Consider the following 19,613-nt stretch of genomic DNA (forward strand, 5'->3'; position numbering starts at 1 on the left):
GCTAGCTCCCTCGGTAAACGGAGTAGCCGAACGGGTTGAGCAGCAGCGGTACGTGGTAGTGCTCGCCCGGGACGACGGCGAACGTGATCGCCACCTCCGGGAAGAACGCTCCGGTCGTGCCGCTGTCCCGATTCGCGGGGGCGTCCTGCTGCGCATCGGCTTGCTGGTGGTCGTACGTCGCGCGCTTCGCGAAATACGCTTCCGTCTCGAAGTCGAGACGGACGTGGGTGGTGCCCTCCGGCAGCGCCGGAAGGTCCTTGCAGCGCCCGTCCGCGTCGGTGGCCGAGCCGCCGAGCGCCACCCAGGCGGCGCCCGAACCGGCGCGTGCCGCAAGGGAGATGGTGACGCCCTCGGCGGGGCGTCCGATGCTGGTGTCCAGGATGTGCGTGGACACCGACGCCGTGGTCTCGGTGCTCATCAGGCGTTGTCCCCTTCTTCTGCGAGGCGGGTCAGGCGGATGCGGTTGATCTTGCCCAGTTCGGTGCGGACGATCTCCCGCTCCTGGTCGGGCGTGTTCGCGATGCGCGCCTTGAGCGCTTCGAGCATCTGCTCGCCGGTGGCTCCGGTGGCGCAGATGAGGAAGACATGTCCGAACCGGTCCTGGTAGGCCAGGTTCCGTTCGAGCATCTCCGCCTTGAGTTCCTCGGAGGCCCCGGCCATGCCGCGCTGTTCACGCGAGGAGGTGGGGTCGCCGGGCTTCGGGCGGCCGATCGGCGGGTGTCCCGCCATCGCCTCGGCGAGATCGTCGTCGCTCAGTTCGGCCGTCGCGGCGTCACTGGCTTCGAAGAGGGCCTCCACGGTGGCGAAGGGGCGCTGGGCGAGCAGCTTGGCGCCCCACGCCGATGAAGCGCACACCTCGTGGAGCTCGGCCTGGGCCGTGCTCGCGTCCGAGGTGTTGAACCGGGTCAACCCCCGATGAGTACCTGACGTACCTGAAGTCACGGGATGCCTCCGTGGCCTTGTGCTGGACGGGCTGCGGATAGCTAACGCCCTCGGAAACACGGCGTCAACACTTTGTTGAAAACTTGGAGTGACAAAAACCGCCGCCCGATGAACGGACGGCGGCGCGGGTTTCGAAGAGTCGATGCAGGTCAGGAGGACTTCTCGCGGTTGAGGTAGTTGTACACGGTGAAACGGGAGACGCCGAGGGCCCCGGCGACGGTCTCCACGCCGTGCCGCACGGCGAAGGCGCCCCGCGCCTCCAGGGCGCGCACGGCCTCCTGCTTCTCCTTGCGGTCGAGGTCGGCCAGCGGCTTGCCCTGCCTGCGCTCCATGGCCGCCAGGATGTGATCGAGGGAGTCGGCCAGCTGGGGGAGGCGGACGGCCAGGACGTCCACGCCCTCCCAGGTCAGCACGACGTCGTCCTTGCCGGCCGCGTGCGGCGGCAGCATCTCGCCCCCCATGGCGTCGACGAGCGGCTTGACCGCCCGGACGAAGGGATCGTCCCCGAGACCGGTCACTTATCCGCCTCCCCGGGCTCGTCCCCGATCACGTTCACCTGGAGCGAGACCCGGGTGGCGCCCGCGGCGAGCGCCTCGCGCAGCAGCGCGTCGACCGCGGTCAGCACCCCGCCGGACTCCCCCTCGGCGGTGTTGCCGAACGGTCCGACGTCGACCGCGTCGAGCGCGGCCCCTTCCAGTACGTCGCGGGCGGCCACCGCGTGCGGCGGCGCCTCGTCGAGGTCGAAGGGCTCGGTCGTGAACTCCACTCTCAATCGCACGCGCTCAACCTAGCGCCGTTCGCCGATTTTCCGGCAGCCCCTCTTGACAGCCCCCGCCCCCCACAGGCAACCTTCCATCAAGCAGAAACGAACTTCCGCAATACGGAACATGACGTCACGCGGAACACGAACCAGAAGGGAGCGCCGACCCTGATGGGATTCGCCGACCAGCGCTTCAATGTCAATCTGTCGATCCTCTTCACCGAGCTCCCGCTCCTGGAGCGCCCCGCGGCCGCCGCCGCGGCGGGCTTCACCGCGGTCGAGCTGTGGTGGCCCTGGGTCGACTCCCCCACCCCCGCGCAGTCCGAGCTCGACGCCCTGCGGGACGCGATCAAGGACGCCGGCGTCCAGCTGACCGGCCTGAACTTCTACGCGGGCCAGCTGCCCGGCCCCGACCGGGGCGCCCTGTCCGTCCCGGGCGAGGAGAGCGAGAAGTTCCGTGCGAACCTCGACGTCGCCGCGGACTTCGCCGCCTCCCTCGGCTGCAAGGCGCTCAACGCGCTGTACGGCAACCGGGTCGAGGGCGTGGACCCGGCCGTCCAGGACGAGCTGGCCCTGGAGAACCTGGTCCTCGCGGCCCGCGCCGCGGACCGCGTCGGCGCCGTGCTGCTCATCGAGGCGCTCAACCGGCCCGAGTCGCCGAAGTGCCCGATCGTGAGCGCCCCCAAGGCGATCGAGATCGTGGACAAGGTGAACGCGGCGACCGGCCTCGGCAACGCCACGTTCCTCATGGACCTGTACCACCTGTCCATGAACGGCGAGGACCTGCCGCAGGTGATCAGCGCCTACGCGGACCGGACCGGGCACGTGCAGATCGCCGACAACCCGGGCCGCGGCGCGCCGGGCACCGGCTCGCTGCCCCTCGCGGACCTGCTCGACCAGCTCCGCAAGGCCGGCTACGAGGGCTACGTGGGCCTGGAGTACAAGCCGGGCGACGCCCCGAGCGCCGAGTCCTTCGGCTGGCTGCCGCACGAGCACCGCGCGGCCTGAGCGGTCCCCGCTCGCCAACTCATCGACGTATCAGAGCTTTCACAGTCTTTGGAGTCACCCTCATGAGCAACAACCTCCCCAAGGTCGCGTGGATCGGGCTCGGCATCATGGGCTCGCCCATGTCGGAGAACCTGATCAAGGCCGGTTACGACGTCACGGGCTACACGCTGGAGCAGGACAAGCTGGACCGCCTCGCCGCGGCCGGCGGCACGGCCGCGAAGTCGATCGCCGAGGCGGTCGCGGACGCCGACGTCATCGTCACCATGGTCCCGGCGTCCCCGCAGGTCGAGGCGATCGCCTACGGCCCCGACGGCATCCTGGAGAACGCGCGGTCGGGCGCCCTGATCGTCGACATGTCGTCGATCACCCCGCAGACCTCGGTCGACCTGGCGAAGAACGCCGAGGAGAAGGGCATCCGCGTCATCGACGCCCCCGTCTCCGGCGGCGAGGCCGGCGCCATCGAGGCCGTCCTGTCCATCATGGTCGGCGGCGCGCAGGCCGACTTCGACGAGGCCAGGCCGCTGCTCGACGCGCTCGGCAAGACCATCGTGCTGTGCGGTCCGCACGGTTCGGGCCAGACGGTGAAGGCCGCCAACCAGCTGATCGTCGCCGTGAACATCCAGGCGTGCGCCGAGGCCGTGGTCTTCCTGGAGAAGTCCGGCGTGGACCTGAAGGCCGCGCTCGACGTCCTCAACGGCGGGCTCGCCGGCTCCACCGTGCTGACCCGCAAGAAGGACAACTTCCTCGACCGGGACTTCAAGCCGGGCTTCCGCATCGACCTGCACCACAAGGACATGGGCATCGTCACCGACGCCGCCCGCAATGTCGGTGCGGCCCTGCCGGTCGGCGCCGTGGTGGCCCAGCTGGTCGCCTCGCTGCGCGCCCAGGGCGACGGCGGCCTGGACCACTCGGCCCTGCTCCGCGGCGTCGAGCGCCTCTCCGGCGACCAGGTCGCGTAACCCTCCAGACTTCCGGGCCGTGGCGGCGCTGACACCTGTCCTGTCGCGCCCAGGCGTCGCCGCGGCCCGGAACCACTCATGCCCTACCGTTCAACAAAATGTTGAACAAGCTCCACCGATAACTTCAACAAACTGTTGACGTGGCAGTTCAGGGGTCCTTACGCTCCCCCACATCGCCAGCCATCGTCAGCTGCCACTGCACGGAAGGTCGCCTCGAATAATGCCGAAGCGTGTGCTCACGACCGAGTCCGGCGCCCCAGTCGCCGACAACCAGAACTCCGCCACCGCAGGCGTGGGCGGCCCGATCCTGCTCCAGGACCAGCACCTCCTGGAGAAGCTCGCCCGCTTCAACCGTGAGCGCATCCCGGAGCGCGTGGTGCACGCCCGCGGCTCCGGCGCCTACGGCCACTTCGAGGTGACCGACGACGTCACCGGCTTCACCCACGCCGACTTCCTCAGCACGATCGGCAAGCGCACCGAGGTCTTCCTGCGCTTCTCGACCGTCGCCGACAACCTCGGTGGTTCGGACGCCGTCCGCGACCCCCGCGGCTTCGCGCTGAAGTTCTACACCGAAGAGGGCAACTACGACCTCGTCGGCAACAACACCCCGGTGTTCTTCATCAAGGACCCGCTGAAGTTCCCCGACTTCATCCACTCCCAGAAGCGCGACCCCTTCACGGGCAAGCAGGAGCCGGAGAACGTCTGGGACTTCTGGGCGCACGCCCCCGAGGCCACGCACCAGGTGACCTGGCTGATGGGCGACCGCGGCATCCCGGCCTCGTACCGGCACATGAACGGCTACGGCTCGCACACCTACCAGTGGACGAACGAGCAGGGCGAAGCCTTCTTCGTGAAGTACCACTTCAAGACGAACCAGGGGGTCCGCTCGCTCTCCACCGAGCAGGCCCAGGAGATCGTCGGCAAGGACGCCAACTCCCACCAGACGGACCTGCTCCAGGCCATCGAGCGGGGTGTGCACCCGTCCTGGACGCTCTACGTCCAGATCATGCCGGCGGCCGAGGCGGCGGACTACCGCTTCAACCCGTTCGACCTCACCAAGGTGTGGCCGCACAAGGACTACCCGCTCCAGCGCGTGGGCCGCCTGGTCCTCGACCGCAACCCGGACAACGTGTTCGCCGAGGTCGAGCAGGCCGCGTTCTCCCCCAACAACTTCGTGCCCGGCATCGGTCCCTCCCCGGACAAGATGCTCCAGGGCCGCCTCTTCGCCTACGCGGACGCGCACCGCTACCGCCTGGGCGTCAACCACACCCAGCTGCCGGTGAACGCGCCGAGGGCGACCGCGGCGGACAACTACGGCCGGGACGGCGTGATGGCGACCAACGCCTACGGCCGCACCCGCAAGAACTACGAGCCGAACTCCTTCGACGGCCCCGTCGAGACCGGCCGCCCGCTCGCCTCGCCGCTGGCCGTCGCCGGGTACACGGGCACCCACGAGGCCCCGGCCCACACCAAGGACGACGACTTCTTCCAGGCGGGCGAGCTGTACCGCCTGATGTCGGAGGACGAGAAGGGGCGTCTGGTGGCGAACATCGCCGGCGGACTCTCCCAGGTCTCGCACGACGACATCGTGGAGAAGAACCTCGCCCACTTCCACGCCGCCGACCCCGACTACGGCAAGCGCGTGGAGGCGGCGGTCCGCGCCCTGCGCGAGGACTGAGCCGCACCGCGGCGACACACAGACTGCGTACGGGACCGATGGGAGGTCGGCTCCGTACGCGCAGACCCGAACCGCTTCGGGACCCGGATGAGGGGTGGTCCCGGGGCGGTACGGGCGGACGAGGACCGCGGCGGCGTACGCGCCAGTGCGGTGGTGAAGGTTCCGGCCCCCTGTCGACCTGAGGCAGGCGGCTCCGGAGACCGTCGTACCGCCGCCGCGGTCCCAGCCACCGCAGAGCTCCGTCCGGTGGCGCGCATGCATGTATCGCCAGTCGCGCGCCGTCGGACGGCCACCACCTCCCACTCCGGAGCCCCCGGGTACGACGGTCCGTACCCGGGGGCTCCTCCGTGTCAGCCGGTGGCCGGCCGCCCGCCGCCCGCCTCACATGCTGACGCGGCAGTACAGCCGGTGGCCGGCCGCCCGCGCCTCGCGGGCCAGCTCGGCGAAGGACTCGACGAGCGCCGCCAGTTCGTCCTCCGCCTCGTCGCCGTCGAACTCCTCGGTGCGGCCCCAGGCCGCCGCGGCCGTCCGCAGCTCCCCCGGGTCCGCGCCCGCCAGCGCGTCGCGCACCGCGTCCGTCAGCGTCGTCACGACGACCGCGCAGTCCCCCTCCTGCGCGACGAGGGCGCACTGGCGGGGCTGCGCCCGCACCTCCTCGTAGCCCCGGCCGGTCAGCAGGGACTCCAGGTTGGCCATCATCACGGCCGGGTCGATCCCGTTGCCGCAGACGGCGCCGGGCACCTCGCCGACGTCCAGCTGCTCCGCGGCCGTCTCGTCGTCGACTGCACTGAAGTAGTCCATCCATGCGCCCATGCGGCACTCCCCGCGATCTTCGGCCTCTGTCATGAACGGTAGGGCACCGCACCGACAACGCGGACGGGCGGGCCACCGGTGTGCACCGGTGGCCCGCCCGTCCGTGTCCGCGGGAGCTGCCCCTCGTCGGAGCCGCGGGGTCAGACCTTCAGCGGCCTGATCGCCGTGGGCGCGTGCCCCGGCTCCGTCGCGAGCTCCTCGAACTCCTTGACCGCGCTGATGTCGGCCGTGGGGCTCATCGCGATGTTCGTGATGCGCTCCAGGATCGCCTCGACGACGACCGGCACCCGGTGCTCCTGCGCGAGCTTGCGGGCCTGCTCGAAGGCGGTCGCCAGCTCGGCGGGGTCCGTCACCCGGATCGCCTTGCAGCCCAGGCCCTCGGCGACCTTGACGTGGTCGACGCCGTAGACGCCCAGCTCCGGGCTGTTCTGGTTCTCGAACTCCAGGTTGACCTGGAAGTTGATGTCCAGGCCGATCTGCGCCTGCCGGATCAGCCCCAGGTAGGCGTTGTTCACCAGGACGTGGACGTACGGGATCCGGTGCTGCGCGCCGACCGCCAGCTCCTCGATCATGAACTGGAAGTCGTAGTCGCCGGAGAGGGCGACCACCTGGGTGTCCGGGTCGGCCTTGGCGACGCCGAGCGCGGCCGGGATGGTCCAGCCCAGCGGGCCCGCCTGGCCGCAGTTGATCCAGTGGCGCGGCTTGTAGACGTGCAGCATCTGGGCGCCGGCGATCTGCGACAGGCCGATGGTCGTCACGTACCGGGTGTCCTTGCCGAACGCCTTGTTCATCTCCTCGTAGACGCGCTGCGGCTTCATGGGGATGTCGTCGAAGTGCGTCCGGCGCTGGAGGGTCTCCTTGCGCTCCAGGTGGGAGGCGATCCACGCGGAGCGGTCGGGCAGCTTCCCGGCCGCCTTCAGCTCCTTGGCGACCTCCACGAACAGCTCCAGGGCCGCCTTGGCGTCGGACGTGATCCCGTAGTCCGGCGCGAAGATCTTGCCGATCTGGGTGGGCTCGATGTCGACGTGCACGAACTTCCGCTCGCCCTGGTAGACGTCGAGCTTGTAGCCGGTGTGGCGGTTGGCCCAGCGGTTGCCGATGCCGAGGACGAAGTCCGACTCCAGGAACGTGGCGTTGCCGTAGCGGTGGCCGGTCTGCTGGCCGACCATGCCCGCGTTCAGGTCGTGGTCGTCGGGGATCGTGCCCCAGCCCATCAGGGTCGGCACGACGGGGGTGCCGGTGAGCTCCGCGAACTCGACGAGCAGGTCGCTCGCGTCGGCGTTGATGATGCCGCCGCCCGCGACGATCAGCGGCTTCTCGGACTCCAGCAGGAAGCCGATCGCCTTCTCGATCTGGGCCCGGGTCGCGGCCGGCTTGTAGACCGGCAGCGGCTCGTACGTGTCGGGGTCGAACTCGATCTCGGTCTGCTGGACGTCGATGGGCAGGTCGATGAGGACCGGGCCCGGACGGCCGGAGCGCATCAGGTGGAAGGCCTGCTGGAAGACGCCCGGGACCTGCGCCGCCTCCAGGACCGTGACGGCCATCTTGGTGACCGGCTTGGCGATCGTCGCGATGTCGACGGCCTGGAAGTCCTCCTTGTGGAGCAGGTGCGTCGGCGCCTGGCCCGTGATGCAGAGGATCGGGATCGAGTCGCCGATGGCGGAGTAGAGACCGGTGATCATGTCGGTGCCCGCGGGCCCCGAGGTGCCGATGCAGACACCGATGTTGCCCGGGTTCGCGCGCGTGTAGCCCTCGGCCATGTGCGAGGCGCCCTCGACGTGCCGGGCGAGGGTGTGGTCGATGCCGCCACCCTCCTTGAGCGCCTTGTAGAAGGGGTTGATGGCGGCACCGGGCACGCCGAACGCGTTCGTGACGCCCTCGCGCTTGAGGATCTCAACTGCCGCGCGGACTGCGGTCATTCGAGCCATGAGTGCTCCCGACTCCTTGCAGTGACTTGCGGTCACTGACTTGTCAGCTCTGTCTTCGGATGTCGGATTCACGCTCCCGTCGCGCCCCGCGGCGAGCTCTGAATTCCGTACGCTTTTCCGTATTGTGGAAACTAGCTTCTGCTATATGGAAGCAATGTAGAGGGGGGTCAGGAAGGCCGTCAAGGTGGATGATGAGACTCGACCGATCCGGAATCCTTCGGCCCATCAGGGGGTGTGATGGCCGAGCCTGTGCGCGTCCGCTGCCCGGCCTGCCCGCGCGAGCACACCTACGTCCCCGCGGCACTGCCGTGCGCGTGCGGTGCGCCGGTGGCCCCGCCGCTGGTCCGCGGCGCCGCCGCCGAGGCGGTCAGCGACCACACCTGGGACGACGACTGGGTCACCCTGCGGTGCCCGGTGTGCGGCCGCCGCGACCGCTGGCCGCGCCCCGAACTGGGCTGCGACTGCGGAGCGCTGCTCCGCCTGCCGGTCCAGGACGACCAGGCGCCCCCGCCGCAGCACATACCGCTGCCGCGGACGGCGGCCCCGCCCCGGCCCGCGTTCCAGCCCGTCGCCATCCGCACCGCGCGCGACGCGGTGACCGCCGTCGCGCTCTATCTGCGCTGGCTCGGCTATCCGGACGTGCGCCGCGCCGACCAGCGCCCGCCGTCCGGCATCGGGCTCGCCGCGCGCGGGCTCGTGGCCCAGCTCGAACCCTCGGTGCGGCCCGCGACCGTGCGCGACGTGGAGTGCCTGTGGCTCCAGTCGATGACGGAGTCGGCGGCCTGCGTCTACTTCTCCCTCGCCGGCTACGCGGACGAGGCCCGCACCCGCGCGGACGAGCTGCTCGTCCCGCTCTTCGTGCTCGACGTGACCGGTGCGCCCCAGCCGGTGAACAGCCCGGCCGACGAGATGATCGCCGGGGGGACGTGACACCCGCGCTCTGCGGGCCCTGTCGCATACTGACGCCATGATCATTCGTAGCGCCGAGGCGGCCGAGCTGCCCCGACTGCAAGAGCTGGAGCGGGCCGCGGGCGAGCTGTTCCGCCCGCTCGGCATGGACGCCGTCGCCGACGACGACCCGCCCGCGCTCGCCGACCTGGAGCGCTACCGCGCGGCCGGGCACGCCTGGGTGGCGGTCGACGAGGCCGGGACCGTGCTCGCGTACCTGGTCGGCGAGACGGTGGACGGCGCCTTCCACATCGAGCAGGTCACCGTGCACCCGGCCACCGCCCGGCGCGGGGTCGGCCGGGCCCTGATCGCGCACGCCGCCGACCACGCCCACCGCGCGGGCCTGGCCGGGCTGACCCTGACCACCTTCACCGAGGTGCCCTGGAACGCCCCCTACTACGAGCGGCTGGGATTCCGCCCGCTGACCGGCGCCGCGCTCACCCCGGGGCTGCGCCGGATCCGCGCGGCGGAGGCGCGGCTCGGCCTGGACCGGTGGCCCCGGATCTGCATGCGCCGCGACGGCTGACCGGCGCCGCGCACCGGGCCGCTCAGCGCGGCGCGTACCCCTCGCGGAGTTCGACCTTGCGGACCTTGCCGCTGACCGTCATCGGGAACGCGTCGAGCAGCCGCAGCCGGCTCGGCACCTTGTAGTGCGCGAGCCGGTCGCGGCAGTACGCGCGCAGCTCGTCCAGGGTGAGGGGGTCCGCCGGGTCCCGAAGGATCACGCAGGCCAGGACCTCCTCCCCGTACTTCTCGTGCGGCACGCCGACCACCTGGACGTCGGCGATCTTCGGATGCGCGTACAGGAACTCCTCGATCTCGCGGGGGTAGATGTTCTCGCCGCCGCGGATGATCATGTCCTTGATGCGGCCGACGATCTGCGCATACCCGTCCTCGCGCAGCACCGCCAGATCGCCGGTGTGCATCCACCGGCCGGCGTCGACGACCTCGGCGGTCCTCTCGGGCTCGCCCCAGTAGCCGAGCATCACGCTGTAGCCCCGGGTGCACAGCTCGCCGGGCTCGCCGCGCGGCACGGTGACGCCGGTGACCGGGTCGACCACCTTGACCTCGATGTGCGGCAGGACGCGGCCGACGGTGCCGGTGCGGCGCTCCAGGTCGTCGTCGCGCCGGGTCTGGAGGGAGACGGGCGAGGTCTCCGTCATGCCGTAGCAGATGGAGACCTCGGCCATGTGCATCTCGGCGACGACCCGCTTCATCACCTCGACGGGGCACGGCGAGCCCGCCATGATCCCGGTGCGCAGGCTCGACAGGTCGTGAGCGGCGAAGTCCGGCAGGTTCAGCTCGGCGATGAACATGGTGGGCACCCCGTACAGCGAGGTGCACCGCTCCCGCTCCACCGCGCGCAGCGTGGCCGCCGGGTCGAAGGCGGGGGCGGGGATGACGATGCAGGCGCCGTGCGAGGTGGCGCCCAGATTGCCCATCACCATCCCGAAGCAGTGGTAGAACGGGACGGGCAGGCACACCCGGTCCTGCTCGCTGTAGCCGACCGTCTCGCCCACCCAGAAGCCGTTGTTGAGGATGTTGTGGTGGGAGAGGGTGGCGCCCTTCGGGAAGCCGGTGGTGCCCGAGGTGTACTGGATGTTGACCGGGTCGTCGCAGGACAACTCGGCCTCGCGGGCCGCCAGTTGCCCGGCCGTCACCGCCTGCGCGCCCGCGACGAGCGCGTCCCAGCTGTGGTCGCCGATGAAGACGCGCTCGCGCAGCTCCGGGCACTCGGGGGCGACCCGGCGCACCAGCTCGCGGTAGTCGGTGTCCTTGTGCGCGGGGGACGCGATGAGCATGCTGACGCCCGACTGCCGCAGCACATAGGCCAGTTCGTGCGCCCGGTAGGCCGGGTTGATATTCACCATGATCGCGCCGATGCGCGCGGTCGCGTACTGGACGAGCACCCACTCGGGGCAGTTGACCGCCCAGATCCCGACCCGGTCCCCCTTCGCGACGCCCCGCGCGAGCAGCCCGCGCGCCAGCTCCTCGACGTCCGCGCCGAACCGGCGGTACGTCCAGCGGCGCCCGCCGGCCACGTCGACGAGCGCCTCGCGGTCGGGCCAGGCGTCCACGGCACGCCGGAGGTTGGCGCCGATGGTGTCGCCGAGCAGGGGCGTCGCACTGGTGCCGTGCGTGTACGAGAGTGCGGTCGAGGGGACGGTCACCGGCGGGTCCTCCTTGGGCGGGCGGCGGGCGGGCCCGTCGCGGCACGCCCGGTGAGCAACCTAACCGGGCGTGCCGCGAGTTCGTACCCCCTCGTCAGCGGCCGTCTCGGCGGCGGCCCGCTCGTACGTCACCGTCGTCCGGGAACCGCCCGGGCCGCCGTTGCGGCCGGTGGCCGCCGCCCGCCACCGGGCCCGTTCCGCCCTCGGCGACGGCACGGGGCACTTCACCGGACGGCGGGCGCGCCTCCGTCCGCCGGGCGACGTGACCCGTCGGCCGCGGGCCGGGACGTGAGCCGTCGGCGGCTGGGCCCGGGTGTGGGCCGTGTCCGCGGCCCGCCGTGGCGCGGGGCCGCCTGTTACGCTTCGAGTGACCTGACGTGTGCGATCAGGGCGAACGGTTCTTGAGCTTCGTGAGCGAGGAGTGGCAGTCGTGGCGGGTGACGACGACATCTCCGGGTGAGACCCGGAGCTGACAGGCCACCGGCGGGCGCTGAGAGAGCGCTGCCGGCAGTGGCCGGTCCGTCGTACCCCTTTTCCCGCGCCGCTCAGGGCAGAGGTCCGTCTGCCCGCGTCCCTCCGAGGTCACCTCCATGTCCGACGCCTCCATCGTCTGCTCGAACCTCTCCTTCTCCTGGCCCGACGACACCCCCGTCTTCCAGGACCTGTCCTTCACCGTCGCCCCGGGCCGCACCGGCCTGGTCGCGCCCAACGGCTCCGGCAAGAGCACGCTGCTCAAGCTGATCGCGGGCGAGCTGACGCCGACGGCGGGATCGGTGTCGGTCGACGGCACGCTCGCCCACCTCCCGCAGACCCTGCCGCTGACGGACGGCCTCACGGTCTCCGAGGTGCTCGGGGTCGCGCCCGTCATCCGGGCCATCGACGCCGTCGAGTCCGGCGACGTGGCCGAGGAGCACTTCACCACCATCGGCGACGACTGGGACATCGAGGAGCGCACCCGCGCCCAGCTCGACCGGCTCGGTCTGGCCGGCCTCGCCCTCGACCGCGACCTGGGCACGCTCAGCGGCGGCCAGGTCGTCTCGCTGGGCCTCGCCGCCCAGCTGCTGAAGCGGCCCGACGTGCTGCTGCTCGACGAGCCGACCAACAACCTCGACCTGGCGGCCCGGCACCAGCTGTACGACGTGCTGGCGGACTTCTCCGGCTGCCTGCTGCTGGTCAGCCACGACCGGGCGCTGCTCGACCGGATGGACCGCGTCGCGGAGCTCGGCAACGGCGAACTGCGCTTCTACGGGGGCAACTTCACCGCGTACGAGGAAGCCGTGCGCGCCGAGCAGGAGGTCGCCGAGAAGAACGTGCGCAACGCCGCGCAGGAACTCAAGCGCGAGAAGCGGGAGATGCAACAGGCCCGCGAGCGCGCCGAGCGGCGGCAGAGCAACGCGACGAAGAACCTCAAGAGCGCCGGACTGCCCAAGATCTTCGCCGGGACCATGAAGCGCGGCGCGCAGGAATCCGCGGGCCGCTCCGGGCAGGTGCACGCGTCCCGGGTCGGCGACGCCAAGGCGCGCCTCGACGAGGCCGGGCGCGCGGTCCGCGACGAGCAGCGGCTCACCCTGGAACTGCCGGACACCCACGTGCCCGCCGGGCGCAACCTGTTCATCGGCGAGGGGCTCCAGGCCCGGCACGGCGGGCGGCCGGTGTTCGCCGACGGCGGCGTCGGCCTGACCGTGCGCGGCCCCGAGCGGATCGCGCTGACCGGGCCCAACGGCGCGGGCAAGACCACCCTGCTGCGGCTGATCACCGGCGAACTCGCCCCGGACGGCGGGGAGATCAGGCGGAGCGAGGGCCGGGTCGCGTATCTGTCGCAGCGGCTCGACCTGCTGGACCCGGAGCTGACGGTGGCGGAGAACTTCGCCGCGTACGCGCCCGAGCGGCCCGAGGCCGAGCGGATGAACCTGCTGGCCCGCTTCCTCTTCCGGGGCGCCCACGCGCACCTGCCGGTCGGGCTGCTGTCGGGCGGCGAGCGGCTGCGCGCCACGCTGGCCTGTGTGCTGTGCGCGGAGCCCGCCCCGCACCTGCTGCTGCTCGACGAGCCGACGAACAACCTGGACCTCGTCAGCGCGGGCCAGCTGGAGGGCGCGCTCAACTCCTACCAGGGGGCGTTCATCGTGGTCAGCCACGACGAGCGGTTCCTCACCGAGATCGGCGTGAACCGCTGGCTGCGGGTGGCCGACGGCACGCTGCACGAGAGCGGCGGCCCCGAGGGGTGAGCCGCCGGCGGGCTCCGGGGCTCGCCTGCACCCGCACCCCGGCGGGCTCCGGGGCGGACCGGTGGCTCTGCCGAAAGGCAGAGCCCGCCATCGGCCTTGCGGATCACGCCGGTGCGCCCCGGGGGCGGCAATACTGGAGGGCGTGCCCCTCATCAGCGGTTTCCGTCCTCCCGTCCCCCCGGACGGCGCCTCCTCGGCGCGTCCGGGCCGCGGCCGGGTCCTCGCGGAGACGATCGGTGCCGCGGCGGCCTCCCTCCTGCTCCTCCGGTGCGTCCTGGGGCTCTCCGACCCCCCGCACCCGGGGTTCCAGCTCGCCTGCGTGCCGATCGCGGCGGCCCTCCTCTCCCTGCGGTGGCGGCTGCCCCTGACCGTGCTGACGGCTCTCGCCGTGCTGGCCGGGGCCGCCCCGGTCACCGGGCCGGTCCTGGCGGTGGCCGCGTACACCGTGTCCCTGGACACGGTGCGCCCGCGCGACCGGATACGGGCCCTGGTCGGCGGGAGCCTGCTGGTGGTGGCCACCGCGTCCGCCACCGCCGTCGTCCTCGGACCCGGCCGCGCCGCGTACGGTCCGGCGCAGGGCCTGGTGCTGGCGGTCACCGCCGTCGTGGTGCCCGGGCTGATCGGGACGGTCGCCGGGCAGCAGGCACGGCTGCTGCGCGCCCTGCGCGAGCGGGGCGACGCGGCCGAGCGGGCCCGGCGCTCCGCGGACGGCGAGGCCCGGGCCCGTGAGCGGTCCCGGATCGCGGCCGAGATGCACGATCTCCTGGGCCACCGGCTCAGCCTCGTCTCGCTGCACGCGGGCGGCCTCGAAATGGCTCTGCGGCGGTCCGCGCCGGAGCTGCGCGAGGAGGCCGTCCTCGTCCGCCGCACCACCCGCGACGCGATGCGCGACCTGCGTCAGGCCCTCGGCGTCCTCGGCCCGCTCGGCCGGGACACCGGCCCGGACGCGCTGACCGAGGCGACCGGCACCCGCGCCGACGTCACGGCGCTGGTGGCGGCGTCCCGGGACGGCGGCGTGCGCGTGGACCTGGAGTGGACGGGCCCCGATGTCGACGGCTGCCCCGCGGCCGTGCGCCGGGCCGTGCACCGGGTGGTGCGGGAAGCGCTCACCAACGTGCACCGCTACGCGCCGGACGCCTCCGTCGCCGTCCGGGTCGCGCACGGCGACGGGACGGTGCGGGTGACCGTCCGCAACGGCCCCGCGGCCACCGCGCCGGACGGGCCGGACGGGCCGGACGGGCTCGGTACCGGACGCGGTCTGACGGGGCTGCGCGAGCGGGTCGGGCTGCTGGGCGGCGTACTGGAGGCGGCTCCGCTGCCGTCCGGCGGGTTCCAGGTGCGCGCGACCGTCCCGACGGCCCCGGACGGGACCGGGACGGCTCCGCCCGGCCCGCCGGAGCCGTCCGCCGCCGCCGAGGACGCCGACGCCGCCGAGGGCACGGTATCGGCGGGTGCCGGGGCGACGGCGCTCGCCCGCACCCCGCGGCGGACCGGGCACCGGGTCCTCGCGCTGGGCGCGGTGGCCCTGTGGGTGACGATGGGCGCCGGCATCGTCATGGTCTACGGCCTTCCGCGCGGGGTGACCCCGCCGCCCGTACCGCGCCCGGGCATGACCTACGAGCAGCTGAAGGGCGTGTACGACGACCCGGGGACGCGGGCCGCCGCCACCGGACGCGAACCGTCGCGGCCCGCGCGGACCGCGGGCTGCGTGTACCGCCACGGAGATCCCGCGGGGGCGCGGGACGTGCTGCGGATCGACCGCTACTGCTTCGACGGGTCCCGCCGTCTCCTCGCCATCGACCATTTCACCGTGCCGTCCGTGCCGGACGGCCCGCCCTGGGAGGCCCCGTGAGCGGCCGCGCGCCCGCCATCCGTGTCCTGCTCGCCGACGACGAGGCGATGATCCGGCACGGAGTGCGCCTGATCCTGAAGCACACCGACGGCATCGACGTGGTCGCCGAGGCACCCGACGGGGTCCGCGCGGTCGCGGAGGCCGCCGAGCACCGGCCGGACGTGGTGCTGCTGGACATCCGGATGCCGGGCGGTGACGGACTGGCCGCGATCCGGCCCCTGCTCGCCCTCGATCCGGCGCCACGCGTGGTCATGCTGACGACCTTCGGCGACGAACCGAACGTGCTGCGCGCCCTGCACGACGGTGCCTGCGGCTTCATCCTCAAGGACGAGGGGCCGCAGGAGCTGATCAGCGCGCTGCGGGCGGCCGCCGCCGGGGACGCGGTGCTCTCCCCCGGCGTCACCGGATCCGTGATCGCCCGCATGCTGCGCGGCGCCTCCCCCGCCCTCGGCCACCCGGATTCCGAGGACGAACGGCTCGCCCGGCTCACCGCGCGCGAGCGGCAGGTCCTGGCGATGCTCGGCGAGGGGCTGTCGAACCAGGACCTCGCCGAGCGCCTGGGCATCGGCGTCGGCACGGTGAAGACGCATGTGCGAGCGGTGCTGGAGAAGACCGGGTGCGCCAGCCGCGTACAGGCGGCGCTGCTCGCTCATCGCACCGACCTGCGGCCCTGACGGCTGCGCCGACGCGGTGTGCCGAAAGGTGTGCCGAAAGGCAGAGACCGGGCCCTCGGCCCTCTCCTTCTGAAGACCTCGATCACCGCCTCGCGGCCGATGTTCGCGCAGGTGGACGCGTTGAGGATGGGGATGTCCCGGTTCGCTGCGCCTCGTGCGAGCGGCCTCCGTCCCCCTTCGGAGTTCCCATGTCACCCCATCTCACCGCCCCCGCCGGGGAACCGGCCGCCCGCGCCACCGACCTCACCAAGGCCTACGGGAAGGGAGACACCCGGGTCGTCGCCCTCGACGCGGTGTCCGTGGAGTTCGCGCGCGGCCGGTTCACCGCCGTGATGGGCCCCTCCGGCTCGGGCAAGTCGACGCTGATGCACTGCATGGCGGGACTGGACTCCGTCAGTTCCGGCTCGACGCGTATCGGCGGCGTCGAACTCGCCTCGCTGACCGACCGCGAACTCACCGCGCTGCGCCGGGAGAAGGTCGGCTTCGTCTTCCAGGGATTCAACCTGCTGCCCACCCAGACCGCGCTGGAGAACATGACGCTCCCCCTGCGTCTGGCGGGCCGCGAGCCGGATGCCGCGTGGCTCGACACGGTGGTCGCGACCGTCGGACTCGGCGACCGGCTCGCCCACCGGCCGTCGCAGTTGTCCGGCGGCCAGCAACAGCGCGTCGCGGTCGCCCGCGCCCTGGTGTCCCGCCCGGACATCGTGTTCGCGGACGAGCCCACCGGCAACCTCGACTCCCGGTCGGGCGCGGAACTGCTGGGCTTCCTGCGGGACTCCGTACGGGACCTGGGCCAGACCGTGGTGATGGTCACCCACGACCCGGTCGCCGCCGCCCACGCCGATCGCGTGGTGTTCCTGTCCGACGGGCGTCTCGTGGACGAGTTGCACGAGCCCGGCGCCGACGCGGTGCTCGACCGGATGCTCGCCTTCGAGACGCAGGCCGCGCGAACGCGCTGACGCCCACGCATCCGGCACCCGGCACCCGGCACCCGGCACCCGGCACCCGGCACCCCCCTTATCCCCTCTCCCTCTTCTCCCGAAAGCCCCCCATGCTGCGAACAGCGCTGCGCAACGTCCGCGCGCACAAGGCACGCCTGGCCATGACCGTCCTCGCGGTCTGTCTCGGCGTCGCGTTCATCTCCGGTTCCCTCGTCTTCACCGACACCCTCACGGCCGCCCACCGCGCCGCGGTCACCCGGGACTTCGCCGACCTGGACGTGAGCGTCACCCCGACAGCGGAGCCGGGCGCCACCGGCGACGAGCGGTTCGGTGCCCTCGACGACGCCCTGGTGCGCGAGCTGGCCGGCGTCGACGGCGTCGCCTCCGTCCGCCCCGACGCGAGCGGCTCGGTCACGCTCGCCGCGAAGGACGGCAGGCCCCTGCGCGCCGACGACATGATGGGCCGGTTCGGCGCCGCCTACGTGCCCCGCCCGGACGGCGGGGACCCGCGCTACCCGCTGACGGCCGGCCGCGCCCCCGCCGACAGCCACGAGGTGGCCCTGGACCGGGGCACGGCGAAGGCCGCCGGCTACTCCCTCGGCGACACCGTCACCCTCGCCGTCGACGGGCCCGTGCTCACGAAGCGCCTGGTGGGCCTGGTGTCCACCACGGACAGCCGGGTCGACGCCGGCGGCACCCTCGCCGTGTTCGACAGGGCCACCGCGCAGAAGCTGTTCGCCGTCCCCGGCCACTACAACGGCATCGACCTGACCGCCGCGCCGGGCACCGACCAGTTCCGGCTCCGGGACCGGGTCGCCGCGGTGCTGCCCGCCGGCCGGGCCGAGGCCGTCACCGCCGCCGCCCAGGCCGACCAGCAGGCCGTGTTCGTCGCGGCGAAGACCAGCGGCTACGAACGTCTCCCGATGCTCTTCGCCGTGGTCTCCCTGTTCATCGGCTCGTTCCTCATCGTCAACACCTTCACGATGCTGGTGTCCCGCAGGACCCGCGAGATCGCCCTGCTCCGGGCCGTCGGTGCCACCCGCCGCCAGGTCGTCCGCTCGGTCCTCGCCGAAGCGGCCCTGGTGGGGCTGGTCGCCTCCGCCCTCGGGTTCGCCCTCGGCCTGGGCGTCGCCGAGCTGCTGCCCACGCTCCTGGACACCTCCGACGACCTCATGCCCGACGGCCCGCTGGTCATCGGCGCGGTGCCGGTCCTCGCCGCGCTCGCCGTGGGCGTCGGCGTGACCGTGGCCGCCGCCTGGCTGCCGGCCCGGCGCGCCGCCCGGACCGCGCCCGTCGAGGCGATGCGCAGCGCCGAGCAGCCGCCGCCCGCCGCGGTGTCCCGGATCCGCGGCGCCGTCGGCCTGGTCCTGCTCGCCGCGGGTGCGGGGCTGCTGCTCTCCCTCCACGACGCGACCAGCGCCACCGACGACAACGTGCGGGACGCCCTGTTCGGCGGCGGCCTCCTCGTCCTGGGGGTCCTCGTCCTCGCGCCGCTGCTCGCCGGCCCGGTGATCCGCCTGCTCGGCCGCTCCCTCGCCCCCTTCGGCGCGGTCGGTGACCTGGCCCGGCAGAACACGCTGCGCGACCCGCGGCGCACCGCGGCCACCGCGGCCGCGCTGATGCTCAGCACGGCGCTGGTCGCCTCGCTCGCGGTCATCGACCAGTCGTCGCACAAGGCGCTGGACTCCCAGGCCGCCGCCGGGCTGAGCGCCGACTACGTGATCAGCACCCACGACAGCGGCGCCGCGGTCGATCCCGCCGCCGTCCGGCGGCTCGCCGCGCTCCCCGGCGTGCGGACCGTCTCCGCGGTCGCGGACTCCAGCCTGGCCCACGGCTCCGTCGCGAACATCTCGGGCGTCGACCCGGGCACCGCGGGCGACGTGCTGAACCTGCGCTTCCTGAGCGGCGCCCTGAAGGACCTCGGCCCCGGCCGGATCGCGGTGTCCGAGAGCTTCGCCCACGAGCAGCGGATCACCACGGGCCGGCGGATCCGGACGCACATCGGCCCCGGCACGGACGACCGGGACCGGCCGTTCACCGTCGTCGGCGTATACCGGGACAACCCCACCGCCCAGGACGTCCTCGGTGACCGCGCCGACGTCCAGCAGGGGGCGCTGCTCCGCGCTTCCGTGCAGCGCGTCCTGGTGCGCACCACCGGCGACGCCGTCGACGGCGACATGGAGAAGAGGCTGCGCGCCGCCGTCGGCGCGAGTCCGCTGCTGAAGGTCCAGAACCGCGACCAACTGGTGCGGGAACAGGCCGGAACCGCCGGGAGCCTGATGTCCACGGTCTTCGGCCTGCTGGCCGTCGGGGTGCTGATCTCCGCTCTCGGCATGGTGAACACCCTCGCCATGTCCGTCACCGAACGCACCCGTGAGATCGGCGTCCTGCGCGCCATCGGGACGGACCGCCCGGACGTGCGCCGCATGATCCGTCTCGAGTCCCTCTGCATCGCGGCGTTCGGCACCCTGCTCGGCCTGGCCTGCGGCCTGTTCGGAGCGTGGCGGATCAGCGGGCTGCTCAACGGCGCGATCCCGCAATACGCCTTCTCCCCGCCCTGGGCGTCGCTCGCGCTCATCACCCTCGTGTCCCTCGCCGTCGGGGCGGTCACGGCCGCGGTCCCGGCCCGCCGGGCGGCCGCGCTGAGTCCGCTCCGGGCGGTCGGCCGGGGATAGCGGGGCCCACCGGAGCGGGCCGGCCCGCTCCCCGTGCGC

General features: G+C 72.7%; 17 protein-coding genes. 10 read left to right on the forward strand and 7 right to left on the reverse strand.

The window, feature by feature from the left end; all coding sequences use genetic code 11:
- Position 1: 1 nt before the first annotated feature.
- The 4 genes from uraH to ACIP5K_RS25225 form a co-directional block, all read right to left on the reverse strand.
- A complete protein-coding gene (gene uraH / locus ACIP5K_RS25210) occupies positions 2-418 on the reverse strand; it encodes a hydroxyisourate hydrolase (RefSeq protein ID WP_401412912.1) in 417 nt (138 codons plus the stop codon).
- Positions 418-942, reverse strand: a complete 525-nt coding sequence (uraD, locus tag ACIP5K_RS25215; RefSeq protein WP_401412914.1) for a 2-oxo-4-hydroxy-4-carboxy-5-ureidoimidazoline decarboxylase — start codon at positions 940-942, stop codon at positions 418-420. Before uraD ends, uraH begins: the two co-directional genes overlap by 1 nt.
- 149 nt (positions 943-1,091) lie before the next feature.
- Positions 1,092-1,460 carry a helix-turn-helix domain-containing protein gene (locus ACIP5K_RS25220; RefSeq protein ID WP_401412915.1) on the reverse strand — a complete coding sequence of 123 codons (369 nt, stop codon included), beginning with the start codon at positions 1,458-1,460 and terminating at the stop codon, positions 1,092-1,094.
- Positions 1,457-1,720 (reverse strand): hypothetical protein, encoded by a 264-nt coding sequence (locus ACIP5K_RS25225; protein WP_401412917.1) that lies wholly within the window; start codon positions 1,718-1,720, stop codon positions 1,457-1,459. Before ACIP5K_RS25225 ends, ACIP5K_RS25220 begins: the two co-directional genes overlap by 4 nt.
- 153 nt (positions 1,721-1,873) lie before the next feature.
- Between ACIP5K_RS25225 and ACIP5K_RS25230 the strand changes: the two genes are divergently transcribed.
- From ACIP5K_RS25230 to ACIP5K_RS25240, 3 genes are all read left to right on the forward strand, one after another.
- Positions 1,874-2,710: a TIM barrel protein gene (locus ACIP5K_RS25230; protein ID WP_401412919.1), complete on the forward strand. Its 837-nt coding sequence runs from the start codon at positions 1,874-1,876 to the stop codon at positions 2,708-2,710.
- 62 nt (positions 2,711-2,772) lie between these two features.
- Positions 2,773-3,669, forward strand: coding sequence for a 2-hydroxy-3-oxopropionate reductase (locus ACIP5K_RS25235; protein WP_401412921.1), 897 nt, complete (start codon positions 2,773-2,775; stop codon positions 3,667-3,669).
- Positions 3,670-3,889: 220 nt separating this feature from the next.
- Complete coding sequence (locus tag ACIP5K_RS25240) at positions 3,890-5,347, forward strand: catalase (protein WP_401412923.1); 1,458 nt, start codon at positions 3,890-3,892, stop codon at positions 5,345-5,347.
- Between the two features lie 381 nt (positions 5,348-5,728).
- On the opposite strand, the gene ACIP5K_RS25245 is transcribed toward ACIP5K_RS25240, so the two are convergent.
- Positions 5,729-6,160, reverse strand: coding sequence for a hypothetical protein (locus ACIP5K_RS25245; RefSeq protein WP_401412924.1), 432 nt, complete (start codon positions 6,158-6,160; stop codon positions 5,729-5,731).
- Positions 6,161-6,300: 140 nt separating this feature from the next.
- Positions 6,301-8,088, reverse strand: coding sequence for a glyoxylate carboligase (gene gcl / locus ACIP5K_RS25250; RefSeq protein ID WP_401412925.1), 1,788 nt, complete (start codon positions 8,086-8,088; stop codon positions 6,301-6,303).
- Positions 8,089-8,325: 237 nt separating this feature from the next.
- Here gcl and ACIP5K_RS25255 point away from each other — a divergent pair, with 237 nt between their 5' ends.
- Positions 8,326-9,018: a hypothetical protein gene (locus ACIP5K_RS25255; RefSeq protein ID WP_401412927.1), complete on the forward strand. Its 693-nt coding sequence runs from the start codon at positions 8,326-8,328 to the stop codon at positions 9,016-9,018.
- A 37-nt stretch (positions 9,019-9,055) separates the two neighbouring features.
- A complete protein-coding gene (locus ACIP5K_RS25260; RefSeq protein WP_401412928.1) occupies positions 9,056-9,562 on the forward strand; it encodes a GNAT family N-acetyltransferase in 507 nt (168 codons plus the stop codon).
- Between the two features lie 22 nt (positions 9,563-9,584).
- On the opposite strand, the gene ACIP5K_RS25265 is transcribed toward ACIP5K_RS25260, so the two are convergent.
- On the reverse strand, positions 9,585-11,207 hold the full coding sequence (locus tag ACIP5K_RS25265; RefSeq protein ID WP_401412930.1) for an AMP-binding protein: 1,623 nt from the start codon (positions 11,205-11,207) through the stop codon (positions 9,585-9,587).
- Between the two features lie 590 nt (positions 11,208-11,797).
- Here ACIP5K_RS25265 and abc-f point away from each other — a divergent pair.
- The 5 genes from abc-f to ACIP5K_RS25290 all read left to right on the forward strand — a co-directional run bounded on the left by abc-f (position 11,798) and on the right by ACIP5K_RS25290 (position 19,574).
- Positions 11,798-13,432 carry a ribosomal protection-like ABC-F family protein gene (gene abc-f / locus ACIP5K_RS25270; RefSeq protein WP_401412932.1) on the forward strand — a complete coding sequence of 545 codons (1,635 nt, stop codon included), beginning with the start codon at positions 11,798-11,800 and terminating at the stop codon, positions 13,430-13,432.
- A gap of 142 nt (positions 13,433-13,574) precedes the next feature.
- Positions 13,575-15,284 carry a sensor histidine kinase gene (locus ACIP5K_RS25275; RefSeq protein WP_401412934.1) on the forward strand — a complete coding sequence of 570 codons (1,710 nt, stop codon included), beginning with the start codon at positions 13,575-13,577 and terminating at the stop codon, positions 15,282-15,284.
- Between the two features lie 47 nt (positions 15,285-15,331).
- Positions 15,332-15,958, forward strand: coding sequence for a response regulator (locus ACIP5K_RS25280; protein WP_401413143.1), 627 nt, complete (start codon positions 15,332-15,334; stop codon positions 15,956-15,958).
- Between the two features lie 188 nt (positions 15,959-16,146).
- Complete coding sequence (locus ACIP5K_RS25285; RefSeq protein WP_401412936.1) at positions 16,147-16,917, forward strand: ABC transporter ATP-binding protein; 771 nt, start codon at positions 16,147-16,149, stop codon at positions 16,915-16,917.
- A gap of 92 nt (positions 16,918-17,009) precedes the next feature.
- On the forward strand, positions 17,010-19,574 hold the full coding sequence (locus ACIP5K_RS25290; protein ID WP_401412939.1) for an ABC transporter permease: 2,565 nt from the start codon (positions 17,010-17,012) through the stop codon (positions 19,572-19,574).
- Positions 19,575-19,613: the final 39 nt, after the last annotated feature.

Source organism: Streptomyces sp. NPDC088785, from assembly GCF_044750685.1.
Lineage (GTDB): Bacteria > Actinomycetota > Actinomycetes > Streptomycetales > Streptomycetaceae > Streptomyces.